Here is a 16,969-nt window from a genome sequence, read left to right as displayed (position 1 = left end):
AGAACCATTAGCATCGATATTTCCAGATATCTGGATCATTCCGCCCCGAGCCCACTTTCAGCCCCTACAGTCGTCAGAAATCTCATAAAAACCCCATCTCAAGTCGGGAGTGTCCCCTTGTTTCTAAAATGCGAAACCTGCATACTTGATGCAGTCTCCTACCGGTTAACTGCCGTGTTATCAAAGCTTTGAGGATCAAAGTGCCTGCTCAGGCAAATGTAAAAATCAAGCGGGCTGACTCGGGAACCGCCATTCACGTCTCTTTGGATTGATGTCTGTGACAAAACCTGGATTCTTAAGTATCGCCCTGCTGTTGCTCCTGATCCTGGCGGGGGGGCTGCGTCTGACAATGGTGGTTCTGCAGAGCGATCAACTAAAGCAAGACCGGGATGCTTACATCGCGATTGCCCGAAACCTGACGGAGGGAAACGGGTTCTCTTCCAGCAACCTTGGGCAGGAAACAGAAATTCGTCCGACTGCATTTCGGCCTCCGCTTTACCCGTGTCTGTTAGCAGTGATTTATTTTCTGAACGCAGGTTCGGTTGGTGTCGGCATTGTACAAATCATTCTGGGAATGCTCACTGTCTGGTTTACCTGGAAAGCGGGAAAAGCACTTCAAATGGAAGGAGCGGCTCTGGTGGCTGCTGCGATTGTCGCCACTGATCCGATTCTGCTGCAATATACAACCTATGCGATGACGGAAGTGCTCGCTGCATTTCTCACGAGTCTGTTACTCTTTTTATTGGTCACCAGTCTTTCAACAGATCCGGTGCCCTCCGAGACGCAGGCGCGGAAAACGCTTACTTTCTGGACTGGCATTGTCTGGGGACTGGCGATTCTGTGCCGCCCGACTTATCTGGCGTTCTTCGGCATTTGGCTGGTTTTCCGCTGTGCCAGCACGTTGTTACTCCATTTTCGCAGCGTTAAAACGGCTTTGATTGAACAAAGCGAACTGAAGCGACTTGCTGTCCTCGCTGCCGGTATCATGTTGGCGGTCTCTCCCTGGGTCATTCGCAATCTGCTGGTGTTTCAGTCTCCGATTCTGTCGACCACGCATGGCGGCTATACCTTGCTGCTGGGGAATAATCCGGTCTTTTACAAAGAAGTCGTCCAGCAACCGTGGGGCGCTGTCTGGTCAGGAAAAAGCCTGGATGTCTGGCAAAAAAGCCTGGAACAAGATATGGCGCAGACAGATCCGCCGATCAAAACAGAGCAGGAGCGAGATCGCTGGATGTATCAGCGGGCAAAACACAATATTGCGGAACAGACCGATTTATTCGTACAGGCTTGCCTGCTGCGATTGAAACGTTTCTGGAACATTTCTCCTCTGACAAGCTCCACCATTACCTCTCACTCGGTAATCGGCTGGGGCATCGCCGGTTATTACACTGCGATTCTATTCGGCTGTCTGGGCGGACTTTTTCTGGTAATCTGGAAGAGAGAGAAAAAATGGGAGCCGTTAATCTGGTTGCTTTTTAGTTTCACACTGGTGCATCTCTTCTATTGGACCAACATGCGAATGCGGGCTCCGCTCGTGCCGGCGATCGCCTTGTTGAGCGTTTATGGATGGTCTCAAACGGCTCGTTTTTTCAAATTCAGGACGGCTGCGAACGGGGCTGAAGTCAATCGTCATAAGGATTGACAGAGTAGTAGTTTATAACTCTTTTATGAACCACATCTGCCGGTCAACTGTTATTGACACTCTTTCGGAAAACGGCCTATAATCCGCGCCCATTTATCCTGGTCTCGCAGACGAAATTCGCGACTGCTGACCTCGACCCGTTATCCTGCGTTTTTTGTCGTCTCGGCAAAAGCAGGGTATTCAAACCAGACCATCCCCCTTCATCAGAAGATTGACCTACTCGGTTATCACTTCAGGAGTGCCCGTGTCGGGCGAGATTAATTCCGTTTCCCGGTATGTTTCGCACATCCTCTGGCGAGCATTTGTTTTAATAACAATGCTTGGCGGAGCGGCCACGATTGCGCCCGCACAGACCAGTTTCTTTGGTGCTCCCAAAGCCTCTTATGAAGAATCCGAGTACGAACCTTCTGAAGAAGAACCGATTGAAATCTCAGCCGAGTACTCGCAACAGTGGGAAGAAGATTTTGTCAAAGTCTCGATTCTGAAAGGCAACTGCCGTGTTCAGCAAGGCGATGCCGTATTGCGATCGCGGCAGATGGTGATCTGGCATCGTAAAACGAGAAAAACGGATCGTGTTTCTGTTTATCTCGAAGGAGAAGTTCGCGTTGATCTTCCCGGCGAGTCAAAAAGCGAAAACAGTTTGCTGGTCAATCTGGTTACGCAAAACGGGATCAAAGCCAAGATCAGGCGCCCTGCAGCGAACATCGCTTCCGATGACGATCCGTTGTTGAAGCGGGCCACACAGCGGCGTGGCATTCCCCATGATCATCAATTGAAACGAGCTCAGTTTATCGTTGAAAAAACGCCCCTGGAAGGTCCGGAATTCACTCCCTTGCCGGAGCCGGAACTGAATGTCGGCTTTCGTAGAATTCGATTGTTTCCCCGCAGTGCAGTTCCGTATAACGTTCAGAGTTTCCCGTCGACGCACACCGTTCCTCCCGAACAGATCTGGGTGATCACGGGGGGCGTGAATTTGTTGATCGACGGCATGAATGATCTGGGAATGGTCGATATGTCTGCCGACCGGATTATTATCTGGACGGACGGACGAGATGCACAGAGTTTTAATTCGGAAATCCGTCAGTCAAAAGAAACGCCTTTCGAAATCTATCTGGAAGGCAATATCGAAATTCGCCAAGGGACGTACTACCTGAAAGCAAACCGCGCCTTTTACGATGCCCGTGAAGGACGGGCCGTCATGCTGGACGCAGAACTCAAAACGCATCTCCCTGAACTGGGAGAAAATATTCGGGTTCGTGCCAGTCAGATTCGCCAGCTATCGAAGGGCGCTTATCTGGCACAAGATGCCTGGGCTACAGGCAGCCAGTTTGGAAAACCGGGATACCGAATTCAATCATCCGATATCTTTATCGAGGATCGCTATTCCACGCCCTGGATCGGTTCGGGAACTATGGAACTGGATCCACAAACAGGTCAACCGGTTCCCAATCGACGTGCCTGGATTTCGAGTTCCAATAACACATTCCAGATTGGCGATGTTCCATTGCTCTACCTGCCTTATGTGACCAGTCCTGTTGAAGACATCTATTTTCCAATCACCGGACTACGCTTTGGCAACGACCGCATCTTTGGTTTCCAGGTCGAAACTGAATGGGATATGTTCAAATTGCTGGGGCTCGAACGCCAACCGGGGACGAACTGGGAAGGTCAAGTCGATTACTACTCGTATCGCGGAGTTGGTATCGGGCAATCAGGCGATTATCAAGGAGAGAACCTGCTTGGGTTCGATAATGTTTTCAACGGCGGTGGGAAAATGTTTTATATCCATGATTCCGGTACGGATAATTTGGGTCTGGATCGTCGCGCCCTGGTTCCCTCAACAAGAGACCGCTATTTGATCAATCTGCAGCATCGCCAGGAATCTCCGTTTGGTATGACGTTGACCGGTGAAGGTGGCTTGATCTCTGACCGCAACTTTCAGGAAGAGTATTTCGAAACGGATTTTGATACAGCAAAAGATGTGGAAACGCTGCTGCACCTGAAACAGCAGCAGGAAAACTGGTCCTGGTCGGTGATTGGAAGGACCAAACTGAATAATTTCACAGATACAACCGACTGGCTACCTAAAGCAGATCTCTTCCTGCTGGGGGAACCGTTGTTCGGAAATCTGTTAAGCTGGACTTCGCATTCGTCTGTTGGTTACGGAAAATTAAAACCAGCCGCCGCTCCTTATAATCCTCAGCAGGATGTCTTCACACCACTGCCGTTCATTGCCGACTCACAAGGTCTGGTGGCGATGACACGGAATCAGTTGGAAGCGCCATTCAACCTGGGACCGTTCAAAATGGTTCCGTATGTCATGGGCGAAGCCGCTTATTGGGAGCAGGGCTTGCAACAACAGACAATTGATCGGCTTTACGGCTCGGCAGGTTTACGCGGCAGCATCCAGTTTGAACGCATTTTTGCCGATGTGTACAGTCCGTTTTTTAACTTGAATGGTCTGGCACATAAAATGTCATTGGAAGGCGATTACTCATTCAGCGATTCCAGTGAGAATCTGAGCAACATTGCGCAATACAACGAATTTGATGACAATGCACAGGAACGCTTCCGAGAACGACTGGTGATCAATACATTTGGCGGAGTCTTACCGCCTCAGTTTGATCCCCGGTTTTATGCTGTCAGAACCGGAGCAGGTCGTGGTGTGACAGACCCTTACTATGAAATGGTCGATGATCAACAGGTCTTACGCATGGCCTGGCGTCATCGTCTGCAAACAAAAACGGGGCCCCCCGATCAACAGCGTATTAAAGACTGGATGACCCTGGACCTTGAAGCTTCTTACTTTCCTGATGCACAGCGGGATAACTTTGGTGAAGACTTTGGTCTGCTCGGCGGACATTACCAATGGTTTCTTGGCGACCGTACCACCCTGGCGGCGAATGCCTACTACGATCTGTTCGACGGTGGGCAAGAACTCTGGGACGTCTCACTGACCAGCCAGCGAACCAATCGTCTGGCAGTGAATGTCGCGTTGCAGCAAATCAAAGGGGGTGGCGGTCTCGATAGCCAGATTTTATCAGCCAGCCTGAATTATATGATGAGTCAAAAATGGAGCGCCGGCATCAGCACCGCTTATGACCTGGGAGAGCACATCAATCGCGGACAGACACTCTCCATTACCAGGACGGGGGCTGATTTCCTCATGAGCCTGGGCATGACATACGACCAAAGTACCGGGAATGCGGGTATCGGCTTGACGATCATGCCACGTTTCGGAAACTTTGGCGGTGGGCCATCTGATTTTTCTTCCTTATTTAGTAGTGCAGCCCAATAAACAGGAATCTCGACGGTGATCAAAACACAAAATACTCAGATCAAAAAATTGCGTGCCGACTCGGGACGGAGTGAAGACACAGCGAAACTGCGGCCGGAATGGAGACAGCGTCTGGTTGACGCCGAACGAGGCATCACATTCGGAATTCGACTGGACAGCACGTTCTTCATCCACTTTTTCACCGGGAGTGCCGTCATTGCAGCCGCCATGCTGCTGGGGCTCTCGGCGACACATTGGGCGATTATTATCTTGTCAATGACAACCGTTCTCTGCGCCCAGATGTTCAATCAGGTCTTGAAATCGATCTGGAACCTGCTCGGTAAACAGCTACCAGAAGAATCGCAAAACATGTTCAAAGCGGGAACTGCTGCCGTCTGCGTCAGTATTGTGGGTTCTGTGATCACGATTGGTATCATTTTCAGTTCTGCGCTCTACCGCCTGTTATTTTAAACAGGTCTCGTCTGAGCCGAATTGGTCCCCGCTATTGCGAACCCTGTTTCGATTTCAGATAATCATCGTTCATTCCAATTTTTTCTTGCAATGCCGATGGTGACTTTTATGAATCTGTTTCGACGCTCCAGAACGCTTCTATTTCTCTTTACGATCTCTCTGCTTGCCTCTGGTAATCTCCACGCAGTCGACCTGATCAAACCCGATCCGCGCCTGCCTGAGACGACTCCCTGGGATTTAGAAGTGCTCAGCCAGGCGCCGCAATTTGAATGGGTCGATGAGAAATCGCCGGTCAGATCTCTGGTTTATCAAGGGTTAAACTATCATGGAAAACCTACAAAAGTTTTTGCCTATTATGCCTCTCCTCAAACACTGGGGCTAAAGGAATCTCAACCGGGACCGTATCCCGGCATCGTACTGATTCACGGCGGTGGAGGCACGGCTTTTAAAGAGTGGGCTGAACTCTGGGCGAAAAAAGGTTACGCCGCCATCGCCATGGACTTAGCCGGCAGTCGCCCCGCAGAAGATAAAAATCCACACAAAAAAGAAAACAGAACACGCCTACCAGCAGGGGGGCCGAATCAATCGCACGTCGAAAAGTTCGAAGCCGTTAAAGATGATCAGTCAGAACACTGGTGCTATCATGCCCCCGCAAACGCAATTTTAGCCCACTCTCTAATTCGTTCTTTTCCCGAAGTCATCAAAGACAAGACAGCAGTCACAGGCATTTCTTGGGGCGGCTATCTGACGTGTATTGTCGCCGGGCTCGACAATCGGTTCAAAGCAGCCGTTCCCGTTTATGGTTGCGGTTTTCTGGACAATCATTCGGTCTTTGAAAAATCAATTACACGTCTGCCTCCCGAAGATGCCAAACGCTGGATGCAGCTTTATGATCCAGGACACTATCTGCGTGCCGTCCAGATGCCCATTTTCTTCGTGAACGGCACCAATGATTTCGCATATTGGTTAAGCGCGTATCAGCGCAGTTATGAAGCCGTGGGTGAATCGACGCCGCGCAATATTCGCATCGAAGTCAAAATGCGGCACAGTCATCCGGCGGGTTGGGCGCCTGTAGAAATTGAACGATTTATCAGTGAAAAGTTGAAGAACGAGACGCCGCTGCCTGTCGTCAAAAAACCAGAAATCAAGGGGAAAGAGGTGATCGCTGAATTGGCGCAGCCGGTCAAAATCAAAACTGCCGTTTTGCAGTATACGACGGACGAAGGGCCCAACCCCGAACGAAAATGGCATTCGATTCCGCTGGAAGTAAACGGAACAAAGATTTCCGGCGCTGCGCCACCGGAAGGAACCAAAATCTGGTTTATCAACGTCACAGACGAAACGGGCGCCATGACATCCAGCCCACTAACGTCAAATTGATCGTGAATGCTTCAAGCTGCTGGTTTTTTTGAAACCTGGGGAGCGATCTTTTTGGTGACGTCTCCCTTTTTCTGCTTCAGGTCGAATAAGCCGAAGATTTCCGCAGCCGTCAGACTTCGCGATTCGCACGTGGTATCGCCGTCACCCAGGATAGACCGGAATAGTTCCCGTTTCTGTTCCAGCACCATATCAATGCGTTCTTCGATCGTGTTTTTACAGATGAACTTGGTGACGATCACCTGGGTTTTCTGTCCGATCCGGTGCGCGCGGTTAATCGCCTGATCTTCGATCGCTGGATTCCACCAGCGATCAAACAGAAATACATAGCCGGCAAACTGCAGATTCAAACCAACGGCTCCGGTTCCATAACTCATCAACAACAGGTGCGAGTTTGGGTCGTGTTTGAATTGATCGAGAATCGGCTCGCGCTGTTTGGTGGGAATGCCGCCGTGATAGACCAGTGTTCCAAATCGCTTCAAGCGTTCGGCCATAAAGTCCAGTGGTTTTGTCCATTGACTGAATAAGATGGCCTTGCCTCCACTGGCGGCAATCTCTTCCATGTCGGCTTCCAGTCGGTCCAGTTTCGAACTGTCGCCTGTCACCGGATCGAAGTTCGTAATCTGTTTCAAGCGTAACACCAGCTCAAACACGTGCTGGACGGTAATCGATTCTCCCATTTCATTCAGCTGGATTACACCATCTTTCTCAGCAGTCTCATAGGCATGCTTTTGCGCAGGGTTCAATTCGAGATAAGCCGGACGGTCGAGGCGGGGCGGCAAGTCGGTCATGACCAGATCTTTGGTACGCCTCAGAATGAATTCCTTCGAGAGTGTCTGTAGCTGTCGTAAATCGGGTGTCCCGCGGGGCGGGATGATTTCCATCCATTCAAATAACGACGCCATCTCTTCGTGACGATTTTCGATCGGTGTTCCCGTGAGTGCCCAGCTGCGTTTGCGGGGAATCGAACGTGCTACCCCTGCGGTACGGGAATCCCGATTTTTGATCCGCTGCGCTTCATCAAGAACCACGAGATCAAAGCGGGGAATGTTTTCTTCCCCCATCGTTTCAAAGTCTCGCGACATCGATTCGTAATTGGCAATCAGGATCGGAGTATTGGGCATCTCCCAGATCATCTTCCGCCGATTCGTATCGCCTTGCACAACAGTCACCGGCAGTTCTTCCGCCCAGAATTTAAACTCGCGCTGCCAGTTGGGAATCAGCGGTTTGGGACAGACCAGTAAGATCCGACGGACCTGACCGCTGCGCAATAACAGCCTGACTCCGGTGATGGTTTGCATGGTTTTTCCCAGCCCCATCTCATCGGCGAGTAATGCCGACTTTTGCGAAAACAGCCAGGCAATCCCCTCATATTGATATGGGAACGGCTCAAACGGCATCAGCAGTTCCTGACCCGCGAGCCAGGTTTGTAGAGGCGGCTGCAGTAGATAAAACAGACGGTCTTCGAGCGACAATGCATTCGACGGCGGTTTGAGACGCGTGGGCTTTTTGCCTTCGGTATTCTCAGGGTCTGCCACTTTGGGCCCTTTGATTGGCGTCAATTCTGTGCCAGACTCTTTTTCCTCCTGGGGAGGCATGAACTCCAGACCATCGGGAAAGGTCATCCCAAACGTCTTCACCCGCGGCCGCGTCGGCTTCCACTTCGGTTGTAAGCCAGCTCGTTCCAGCAACTCGACTGATGACGTTTCCAGATTGAACTTGCGCGTCAGCGCTCCATTCATACCCGAGGCAAATACAGACGCCGAGACCGACAATGGAATCGCACCGCTGCCTATTTGCTGCTGGAGAAAATCGCGATCAGCTTGCGAGATCGCGACGGATTCGGGTACAACGGGGCGCGGGAGAAAATGTGGGCCCCCCGTATGCCTGGTTGCGTTTCGTGTTTCAAGTTCGTTGTCTGATTGGATTCCTGAATCTTCCACGTATCCGCCTGATTAAAAACGAAGTGCCTTTGAATGAGTTCATCACGCCTGCTTGTAAAACGTCAACGGGAAGATCCCATTTTGACCGCTTCGTTTAAGGCTTCACGCACACGCTCAAAGGGTTCACCCAGATCGGCGTCGGTCGGAATATTTTTGCTGGTATTTTCAATGGCGGCTTTCCCCGTTTGATGAGCTGCGTCGAATCGCAGTCTGTTCCGACCGACCTGTTCACAGATGAAGTCGGCGTTTTCATCGAAAATTTGCTCGATATCTGACAAAATCGCGACGGGAATCGAAATATGATTCTGCAACTCCAGCGCCTGTTCCTGCTCAACCAGTACCAGATTCGGTTTGACGTTCATCTTCTCGACCAGAGTCCGGCCGATCACTTCACCCAGCAGAAACGGAACCAGCGTGGGACCGTATAACACCTCTTGTGTCCGGTTCGGTTTGACCGGAGTTGTGCATTGAAATTCCAGTGGTCTGCCAAAGTGATTGGTCACCAGTAAGCCCCCGATCAATGCGCCATCCGGGCATTCAATCGTCGTCAGGAATCCCAGTTTCAACTCTTTACTACCGTCCGCAACCATAAATTTCTCGTCTCCGGATGTCAGTTCTTATGTTGTCGTCTATGATCAGGCGATCCTGATTCTCATCTGAACCGTATTTCTTTCGTCAATCAGGACAACCCACTGTATCGATATCATCGTCCTCGCCATTTCATGACTTGAGTGCTTGTTGGAATGGTCATGTTAGATAGTTTCACTTCAATAACCCTTTAAATATCAACTGGTTCCAGAAGCGGCTCAAACACAGTTCCCGGGGATATTTTCTGTGCTGGAATCCCCGTTAGGTTGGAAATTCATTCAAGTTGCGGCAGAATAAGGGATATCTCGAAATAACCTCACTGACGCCCCTCAATAAATCAATTAAGCAATTTCATGAATGAGTCTCAAAACCTGCCGGAAAACCAAAGTCGGGAAGTAATCGAAGCACGCCAACTGCAACGGTTAAAAGAACTTGTGAAAGAGGTCTCTGCTTCCAATCCTTTCTGGCAGAACAAGTGGCAGGCGGTCGGGGTGACAGCAGAGTCAATTCAAAGCCTGTCCGACCTGCAGAAATTGCCGATCACGACGAAATCCGAACTGGTGGAAGATCATTCGTCACATCTCCCTTATGGAACGAACCTGACCTACCCGCTGGAACAATACACGCGGATGCACCAGACATCAGGAACCACCGGTTCCCCGATGCGCTGGCTGGATACCAAAGCCAGCTGGGACTGGTTTGGCGAATGCTGGGCGCAAATTTATCGGATCGTAGGCCTCTATCCAGAAGACCGGGTTTTCTTTCCTTTTTCATTCGGCCCCTTTATTGGATTCTGGGCCGCCTTTGAAGGTGCCACGCGGCTGGGCAATTTCTGTCTGGCGGGAGGCGGCATGGGAAGTGAAGCGCGGCTGCGCATGATTCTGGATAACAAAATCACCGCAGTCTGTTGTACGCCGACTTATGCGCTGCGACTGGCCGAAGTCGCTGAAGCAGAGAACATCAATCTCGCCGCCAGTCGTGTGCGGGCCTTGGTCGTCGCTGGCGAGCCGGGTGGAAACATCGAAGCGACCAAACTGCGGATTGGTCAGGCCTGGGGAGCGCGTGTCTTCGATCATTGGGGCATGACGGAAATTGGCGCGCTGGGAATTGAACCACTGGAAAATCCGGGAGGCTTGAACATTCTTGAAACCGAATGTATCGCCGAGATCGTGAATCCGGAAACACTCGCGCCCGTGGAACGGGGAGAGCAGGGGGAGTTAATCATCACGAACCTGGGTCGCATTGGCTCACCGCTGATTCGTTACCGTACCGGAGACCTGGTTTGCGAAGATACCGCCGCCTGTCCTTCCGGTCGTGCGTTACTGCGGCTGAAAGGAGGCATTCTGGGACGCGCTGATGACATGGTCATCATTCGCGGCAATAACGTTTTTCCTTCCAGTCTGGAAGCCATTCTTCGCACATTCGATCGTGTGGCAGAATATCGCATCGAAGTTCGCACGATCCGTTCGATGCAGCATATGAAAATTGAACTGGAGCCGATTGAATCCATCGCCACAGACGCCCAACAGCAACAACTTGTGAAAGAAGTCACGAGTGCGATTAAGGATCGTCTGAACTTTCAGGCTGAAGTCACGGCAGTACCTCCCAGCTCATTACCGCGTTTTGAGCTCAAAGGCCGCCGTTTCTTCAAAATTGACTGATTTCGCAATTGAACAGGGAATTTAGCAGGAACTCGCCTGCCATCCATGTTAGAATTTGAATTTGATTGACTTTATCGCACCAGCAAACAACCTCAAATACATCCAGCCGTCGCTCAAACCTTCCCGGAATAGACACCATGACAATATCCAGACGTCACCTGTTTTTGGCAGTACTCGTTTTAGCAGGGTTCTGCCTGCCGTTGAATCGAAGCGAAGCAGATACGCAAACGAAATCGCGTCCCAACATCCTGTTTCTGTTTAGTGATGACCAGCGGGCCGATGCCATCGCCGCTTATGACAATCCTCATATTCAAACGCCGAACCTGGATACGCTGGTGAAAACCGGTTTCAGTTTTCGGAACGCCTTTTGTATGGGCTCGATTCATGGAGCCGTCTGCCAACCCAGCCGTGCGATGTTGAACAGCGGACGCACACTCTATCATGTACCCATGGATCTGAAGGGAGTCATCACGCTGCCTCAATTATTGAAGCAGGCAGGTTACACCACATTCGGAACGGGGAAATGGCACAACCAGCGTGACTCATTCCAGAAGAGTTTCACAACCGGCACCGCTGCTTTTATCGGAGGCATGTCGAACCACTTAAAAGTTCCCGTCGTTGATTTGAAAAATGGAAAGTTTCAGAACAAACGGCAGGGCGCCAAGTTTTCGAGCGAACTGTTCGTCGATGCAGCCGTTGATTTCCTGAAGCAGCAGCCTCAAGACAAACCGTTCTATGCCTATGTCGCTTTCACAGCGCCGCACGATCCTCGTATGCCACCCGCTTCGGCAATGAAGCCTTATCAAAACGCACAGCCACCACTGCCGAAAAACTTCAAACCTCAGCATCCATTTAATAACGGCTGGATGACAGGGCGGGATGAAGCATTAACGGGTTGGCCGCGAAAGCCGGAAATCATTCGCGAGCAGCTGGCAGAATATTACGGCATGATTACGGACATGGACTCACACATCGGGCGGATCTTGAGCACGCTCAAAGACAAAGGGTTTGACAAGAATACGATTGTCGTGTTCTCTTCCGATCACGGGTTGGCACTGGGCAGTCATGGATTACTCGGAAAACAGAATCTGTATGAGCACAGCATGAAGGCGCCGTTGATTTTTAAAGGCCCCGGAATTCCACAAAATAAATCGAGCAACGCGCTCGTTTATCTCTATGACATCTTCCCGACGGTTTGTGATTTGACCCACATCACCGTTCCCCCCGGAGTCGAAGGATCAGACCTGGCGCCGATCTGGAGAGGTAAAACAGACCGTGTTCGTGATTCGCTGTTTACGACCTATGAAGACTTAATGCGGGCAGTTCGCGATGATCGCTGGAAACTGATTCGCTATCCGCAAATCAATAAGACGCAACTCTTTGATCTCAAAGAAGATCCTCATGAACTGAAGGATCTGTCCCAGAATCCGGGGCAAAAAGAACGGGTGCAGAAGATGCTGGCACAGTTGAAGGACTGGCAGAAAAAAACGGACGACAAGCAGCCGCTCACATCTGATCATCCCAAGCCGGAAAAAATCGATTTAACGGGACGCAAGCGAAAACCAGATCAGCACCAACCTGACTGGATCGTCAAAAAATACTTCGATTCTGAATGAAATCCATTTTCCAGCCATGCTATAATCGGAGTTCTCTCCACAAACGTAATCCAACCAGATAACAGAATTGATCTCTGAAATCAGTTCATAAAAGACTCACAAATTCTGAGGTAACCAAATGAAAGCTTTATTGGCAACAGTCACCCTGACTCTGTTGATTGCATCCACCACATTTGCCGGCAACTGGCCTGGCTGGCGCGGCCCGACTTCGAACGGCGTCGCAGAAGGAAGCGGCTATCCCGTTGCCTGGGACAGCTCCAAAAACATTCTCTGGGAAGTTGATTTTCCCGGCGTCAGCGGTTCGACTCCCGTGATCTGGGGCGATGATCTGTTTCTGACGACCACCTCCGAAGGAAAGAACCGTGTTCTCTGTCTGAATAAAAATACCGGCAAGAAAAAATGGGAAACAAACTTCGGAACCGAACGTGCAGGGAAACACAAAAAAGGAAGTGGCAGCAGCCCTTCGCCGGCCACCGACGATCAATTTGTCTTTGCCTACTTCAAGAGCGGCGATTTGGCTTGCCTCAACAAAGAAGGAAAAATTCTCTGGCAGAAAAATCTGCAGAAAGAATATGGCGAAGATACACTCTGGTGGGATCTGGGAACATCTCCCGTTTTGACGAATAACCTGGTTGTCATCGCCTGTATGCAGAGTGACAACTCTTATCTCGTCGCCTTTGATAAAGCCACTGGAAAAGAAGCCTGGAAGCAGGATCGGAATCTGGATGCTCCGGAAGAAGCCAACCAGAGCTATTCGACTCCCGTTGTCGTGAATCAGGATGGGAAAGAACTGATTTATGTACTTGGTGCCGATCACGTGACCGCCCATGATGCCGGTTCGGGTAAAGAACTCTGGCGGGCCGGCGGTTTGAATCCGACACAGCACAAATACTTCCGTTCGATTTCTTCCCCCGTTGTCAGCGACGGATTTCTGATTGCTCCTTACGCCCGCGGCGGTTCCGTGACGGGAATTAAGCTGGGCGGAAAAGGCGACGTGACCAAGTCTCATGTTGCCTGGACGAACGAAGCCAAGGGAGACTACTCTGACGTACCAACCCCCGCCGCCATCAATGGTCGCTTCTATATCTGTGCCGACAAAGGCGAGGTCCTCTGTTTTGATGTCAAAACCGGGAAGAAAATCTGGGGCGATCGCCTGCCTCGCAGCCGTCATAAATTCAGCGCCTCACCGATTCTGGCCGACGGTCACATTTACGTCACCCGTGAAGATGGTACGACCTTTGTTTTGGATCAAGGTGATCAATTCAAAGTCGTCTCCGAAAACCCGCTGGAAGGTTTCGCGCTGGCGACTCCTGTTTTCTCTGATGGAAAAATCTATCTGAAGATGACAGACAAACTTTACTGCATCGGCAAAAAATAATATGCCGCAGATGCTAAAAACTAGAGGGACAGGTTGATAGCCTGTCCCTCTTTTTTCGAATAATTTTCGACTAAATGAAACTAAGAAAGTCTCCTGGCAACAGACTCTGCTTTTGTTGGTCTCCCTCGCACACTCGTCTGGTTACCTGATTTTTAAATGGAAGCAACATGAATTCTGTATTTCGATTTGCATTAATCTTCAATCTCTGCCTGTTCCTTTATTGTGGTACGTCTCATGCAGAGGAACCAGCGAAACCCGAGACCGAACAGAAGGTGCAAGATCCTTTACGGTTGATTCTGCCTGAGATCATTTATGCGGTGCCCGGAATGGAAACCAACGTTTATTTTGACAACGTTTGTCTGGTGTTGAATCCCGCGAATTATGTGTTTGACGTGCACTGTAATAGAGGGCATTTACAGAATGAACGCTGGACATTTACCCCTGAAGAAAAAGAAATCGGCGATTACAAATTCACGTTAAATGTACTCGACCAGAAGAATCAGATCGTTGCTTCACAGGAATCAAGACTTCGAGTTGTTCCCCAAGATGCGGGAAAAGAGAAGACGGCCAGCATCCTGATGATTGGTGACAGTTTGACACACAACTCGATGTACCCGAAACACGTTCGCGATCTCAGTCAGAAATTTCAGGGACCTGCTCTTAAACTGATCGGCTCACATAATCCGAATAACGATCCCGGCGTCCAGCATGAAGGCTATGGTGGCTGGACCGCTGTTCGCTTTGCGACGCACTTCAAAGAGACAGCCCGTACGGGAAACTACCGAGAGCGGGGCAGCCCATTTTTATATGCAGATCAAGATGGGAAACCGAAGCTGGATTTCCCCCGTTACTGCAAAGAGTTCAACGCTGGATCAGCACCGGACCTGGTAACGATCTTCTTAGGCCCCAATGACGTTTACTCTGCCACCGATGAAACCATTGAAGAGCGAACGGATACGATGATCAATCACCTCGATATTCTGGTGAAGATGATTCACGATTATAGTCCCCAGACTAAAATCGGTGTGATGCTGCCGGTCCCTCCCGCGGCGACGCAGGATGCCTTCGGGACAACCAACGGTCGTCGACAGACGCGCTGGCAATATAAACGCAATCAGCATCGGGTGGTTGAACGCCTCGTTTCGCACTTCGGTGACAAACAGGACCAACAGATTTATCTTGTTCCGACCCACGTCAATCTGGATTGTGTGCACAACTATCCCGCGCGGAGCGTTCCCTGGAACGCTCATAACCCTGAGAAAACGGTACGGCAAAACAACGCCGTCCACCCGGCTGCCAGTGGTTACCTGCAGATCGGAGACAGTCTGTTTAGCTGGATTAAAGAAGTCTCAAAATAGTCGTTCCAACAAAAGAAGCGAAAGCGATCCCGATCCTGCTTACTGCTGATCCAGAGCAGGGAACGGGAATGTTTTCGAGGGAGTGCGGCCCGTTTTCATAATCGATTTGATACGAGCGACGACTTCCGGGTTCTGGTCAGCCACATCATGCTGCTCACCCGGATCGGTTTTGAGATTGTAAAGTTCAATCTTCATTTGCGGGTTCTTCTTCCGCAACAGGTTTTGTCGAACCCCTTTCCAGTCGCCCATGTGAACCGCCTGCTGGCCCGTGTAGGCCGGGAATTCCCAGTAGAGATATTCATGCTGTTTCTGCTGCTTTGGTTTGCCAAGCAACGTTGGTAGAAAACTGATGCCATCAATGTCAGCGGGTGCTTTGGTTCCTGTGATAGCGGCAATCGTCGGCATCACATCCCAGAAAGCAGATAGATGATCGGTGACTGCTCCCGGCTGAATATGACCGGGCCAACGTACGACGAGAGGCACGCGAATACCGCCTTCATACAGGCTGCCTTTAAACCCGCGCCAGGGGCCGGCTGATTCGAAGAACTCGGAATCCGATCCTCCCAGACGATCATAGGTAGGTCCATTATCAGACGTGAAAAACACAATCGTATTGTCGTCCAGTTTCAGTTCCTTCAAAAGATCCATGATCTGGCCGACGCCCTTGTCCATATGTGTGATCATGGCCGCATAGCCGGCTCGGGGATGCGGGTGTTTGATGTAGCCGCGGTGCTTGTATTTTTCTTCCGGAATTTTTCCTCGGTATTCAGCCAGTGATTCTTCGGGAGCCTGGATCGCCAGATGCGGAATCGCAAACGGTAGATACAGAAAGAACGGTCGATCTTGATTCTGGCGAATAAAGTCGAGCCCGTATTCTACAAATTTATCCTGCGAATGGGTTTTACCATATAAGGTCCGGTCGTTGCCCGGCAAAATTTCTTTCTCGTGATTCCGCCAGAGAAATTTGGGATAATGATTGTGTGCGTGAACCTGGCAGTTGAATCCATAAAACAGATCAAAGCCTTGCTTGTTCGGATCGCCGGTAGTCCCGAAATGTCCGAGTCCCCATTTACCCATGGCGCCGGTGGCATATTTTTTCTGCTTTAACATTTCCGCGATGGTGACTTCTGCATCGGGAATCGGATGCTGACCGGGATATTCCCACCCCTCTTTTTCTTTCATGTGCTGCACATACTGAGGTTTGCCATTATTCCGCACATAGGCGTGGCCGGGATGTTTGCCTGTGAGTAGATTGCAGCGGGAGGGAGCACAGACCGCATTGCCCGAATAGAATTGCGTAAAGCGAATTCCATCTTTGGCAATCTTGTCAATGTGCGGCGTTTTAATCCATTTCTGTCCGTAGCATCCCAGTTCCTGATAACCCAGGTCATCGGCGATGATGAAAACGATATTGGGCTCCCGCGTCTTTTCAGCAGAGAAAGCAGTATTTCCGGGGAGGAGGATCAGAGCCAAAAGGGAAAGCGTCAAAACGAATAATGTCGTTCTCGATTTCACTTCTAACGGATAACGCATTGTCGCAGCCTGCATGGTGATACCTCTGAGCGAGTCATTTAAGGGTTTGTGAAGTGGTTCCCGCTAGTATCAGGCACGTGTTCCGCCCGGTCAAGCGCGACGTCATCAGAATCGAACTCGATTAA

The 16,969-nt window shown here is 50.5% G+C and carries 11 protein-coding genes; 8 read left to right on the top strand and 3 right to left on the bottom strand.

Features of this window, described 5'->3' with window-relative positions; all coding sequences use genetic code 11:
* Positions 1-277 precede the first annotated feature (277 nt).
* The 4 genes from Pan241w_RS26375 to Pan241w_RS26360 all read left to right on the top strand — a co-directional run bounded on the left by Pan241w_RS26375 (position 278) and on the right by Pan241w_RS26360 (position 6,770).
* Positions 278-1,642 carry a glycosyltransferase family 39 protein gene (locus tag Pan241w_RS26375; RefSeq protein ID WP_198000169.1) on the top strand — a complete coding sequence of 455 codons (1,365 nt, stop codon included), beginning with the start codon at positions 278-280 and terminating at the stop codon, positions 1,640-1,642.
* Between the two features lie 244 nt (positions 1,643-1,886).
* Entirely contained in the window at positions 1,887-4,940 is a 3,054-nt protein-coding gene (locus Pan241w_RS26370) for an LPS-assembly protein LptD (protein ID WP_145221908.1), read from the top strand.
* 15 nt (positions 4,941-4,955) lie between these two features.
* The gene (locus tag Pan241w_RS26365; protein WP_198000168.1) at positions 4,956-5,390 is read left to right on the top strand and encodes a diacylglycerol kinase; all 435 of its coding nucleotides are present in this window, start codon (positions 4,956-4,958) and stop codon (positions 5,388-5,390) included.
* A 108-nt stretch (positions 5,391-5,498) separates the two neighbouring features.
* Positions 5,499-6,770, top strand: a complete 1,272-nt coding sequence (locus tag Pan241w_RS26360; protein ID WP_145221902.1) for an alpha/beta hydrolase family protein — start codon at positions 5,499-5,501, stop codon at positions 6,768-6,770.
* A gap of 11 nt (positions 6,771-6,781) precedes the next feature.
* Here the strand turns inward: Pan241w_RS26360 and Pan241w_RS26355 are convergent, their stop codons facing one another.
* Together Pan241w_RS26355 and Pan241w_RS26350 are read right to left on the bottom strand one after the other, a co-directional pair.
* Positions 6,782-8,710, bottom strand: a complete 1,929-nt coding sequence (locus Pan241w_RS26355; protein WP_145221899.1) for a DEAD/DEAH box helicase — start codon at positions 8,708-8,710, stop codon at positions 6,782-6,784.
* Between the two features lie 62 nt (positions 8,711-8,772).
* The gene (locus tag Pan241w_RS26350; RefSeq protein ID WP_145221896.1) at positions 8,773-9,300 is read right to left on the bottom strand and encodes a hypothetical protein; all 528 of its coding nucleotides are present in this window, start codon (positions 9,298-9,300) and stop codon (positions 8,773-8,775) included.
* A gap of 351 nt (positions 9,301-9,651) precedes the next feature.
* Between Pan241w_RS26350 and Pan241w_RS26345 the strand changes: the two genes are divergently transcribed.
* From Pan241w_RS26345 to Pan241w_RS26330, 4 genes are all read left to right on the top strand, one after another.
* Positions 9,652-10,959: a phenylacetate--CoA ligase family protein gene (locus Pan241w_RS26345; RefSeq protein WP_145221893.1), complete on the top strand. Its 1,308-nt coding sequence runs from the start codon at positions 9,652-9,654 to the stop codon at positions 10,957-10,959.
* 137 nt (positions 10,960-11,096) lie between these two features.
* The gene (locus Pan241w_RS26340) at positions 11,097-12,575 is read left to right on the top strand and encodes a sulfatase-like hydrolase/transferase (RefSeq protein ID WP_145221890.1); all 1,479 of its coding nucleotides are present in this window, start codon (positions 11,097-11,099) and stop codon (positions 12,573-12,575) included.
* Positions 12,576-12,693: 118 nt separating this feature from the next.
* Entirely contained in the window at positions 12,694-13,953 is a 1,260-nt protein-coding gene (locus Pan241w_RS26335; protein WP_145221887.1) for an outer membrane protein assembly factor BamB family protein, read from the top strand.
* A gap of 167 nt (positions 13,954-14,120) precedes the next feature.
* Positions 14,121-15,311: an SGNH/GDSL hydrolase family protein gene (locus tag Pan241w_RS26330; RefSeq protein ID WP_145221884.1), complete on the top strand. Its 1,191-nt coding sequence runs from the start codon at positions 14,121-14,123 to the stop codon at positions 15,309-15,311.
* Positions 15,312-15,350: 39 nt separating this feature from the next.
* Here Pan241w_RS26330 and Pan241w_RS26325 read toward each other — a convergent pair whose 3' ends face one another.
* Positions 15,351-16,844: an arylsulfatase gene (locus Pan241w_RS26325; RefSeq protein ID WP_198000167.1), complete on the bottom strand. Its 1,494-nt coding sequence runs from the start codon at positions 16,842-16,844 to the stop codon at positions 15,351-15,353.
* Positions 16,845-16,969 lie beyond the last annotated feature (125 nt).

The sequence above is a fragment of the Gimesia alba genome (assembly GCF_007744675.1).
In the GTDB taxonomy this organism is placed as follows: domain Bacteria; phylum Planctomycetota; class Planctomycetia; order Planctomycetales; family Planctomycetaceae; genus Gimesia; species Gimesia alba.
The sequence above is the reverse complement of the archived record's forward strand: the minus strand, read 5'-3'. Positions and strand labels throughout refer to the sequence as shown.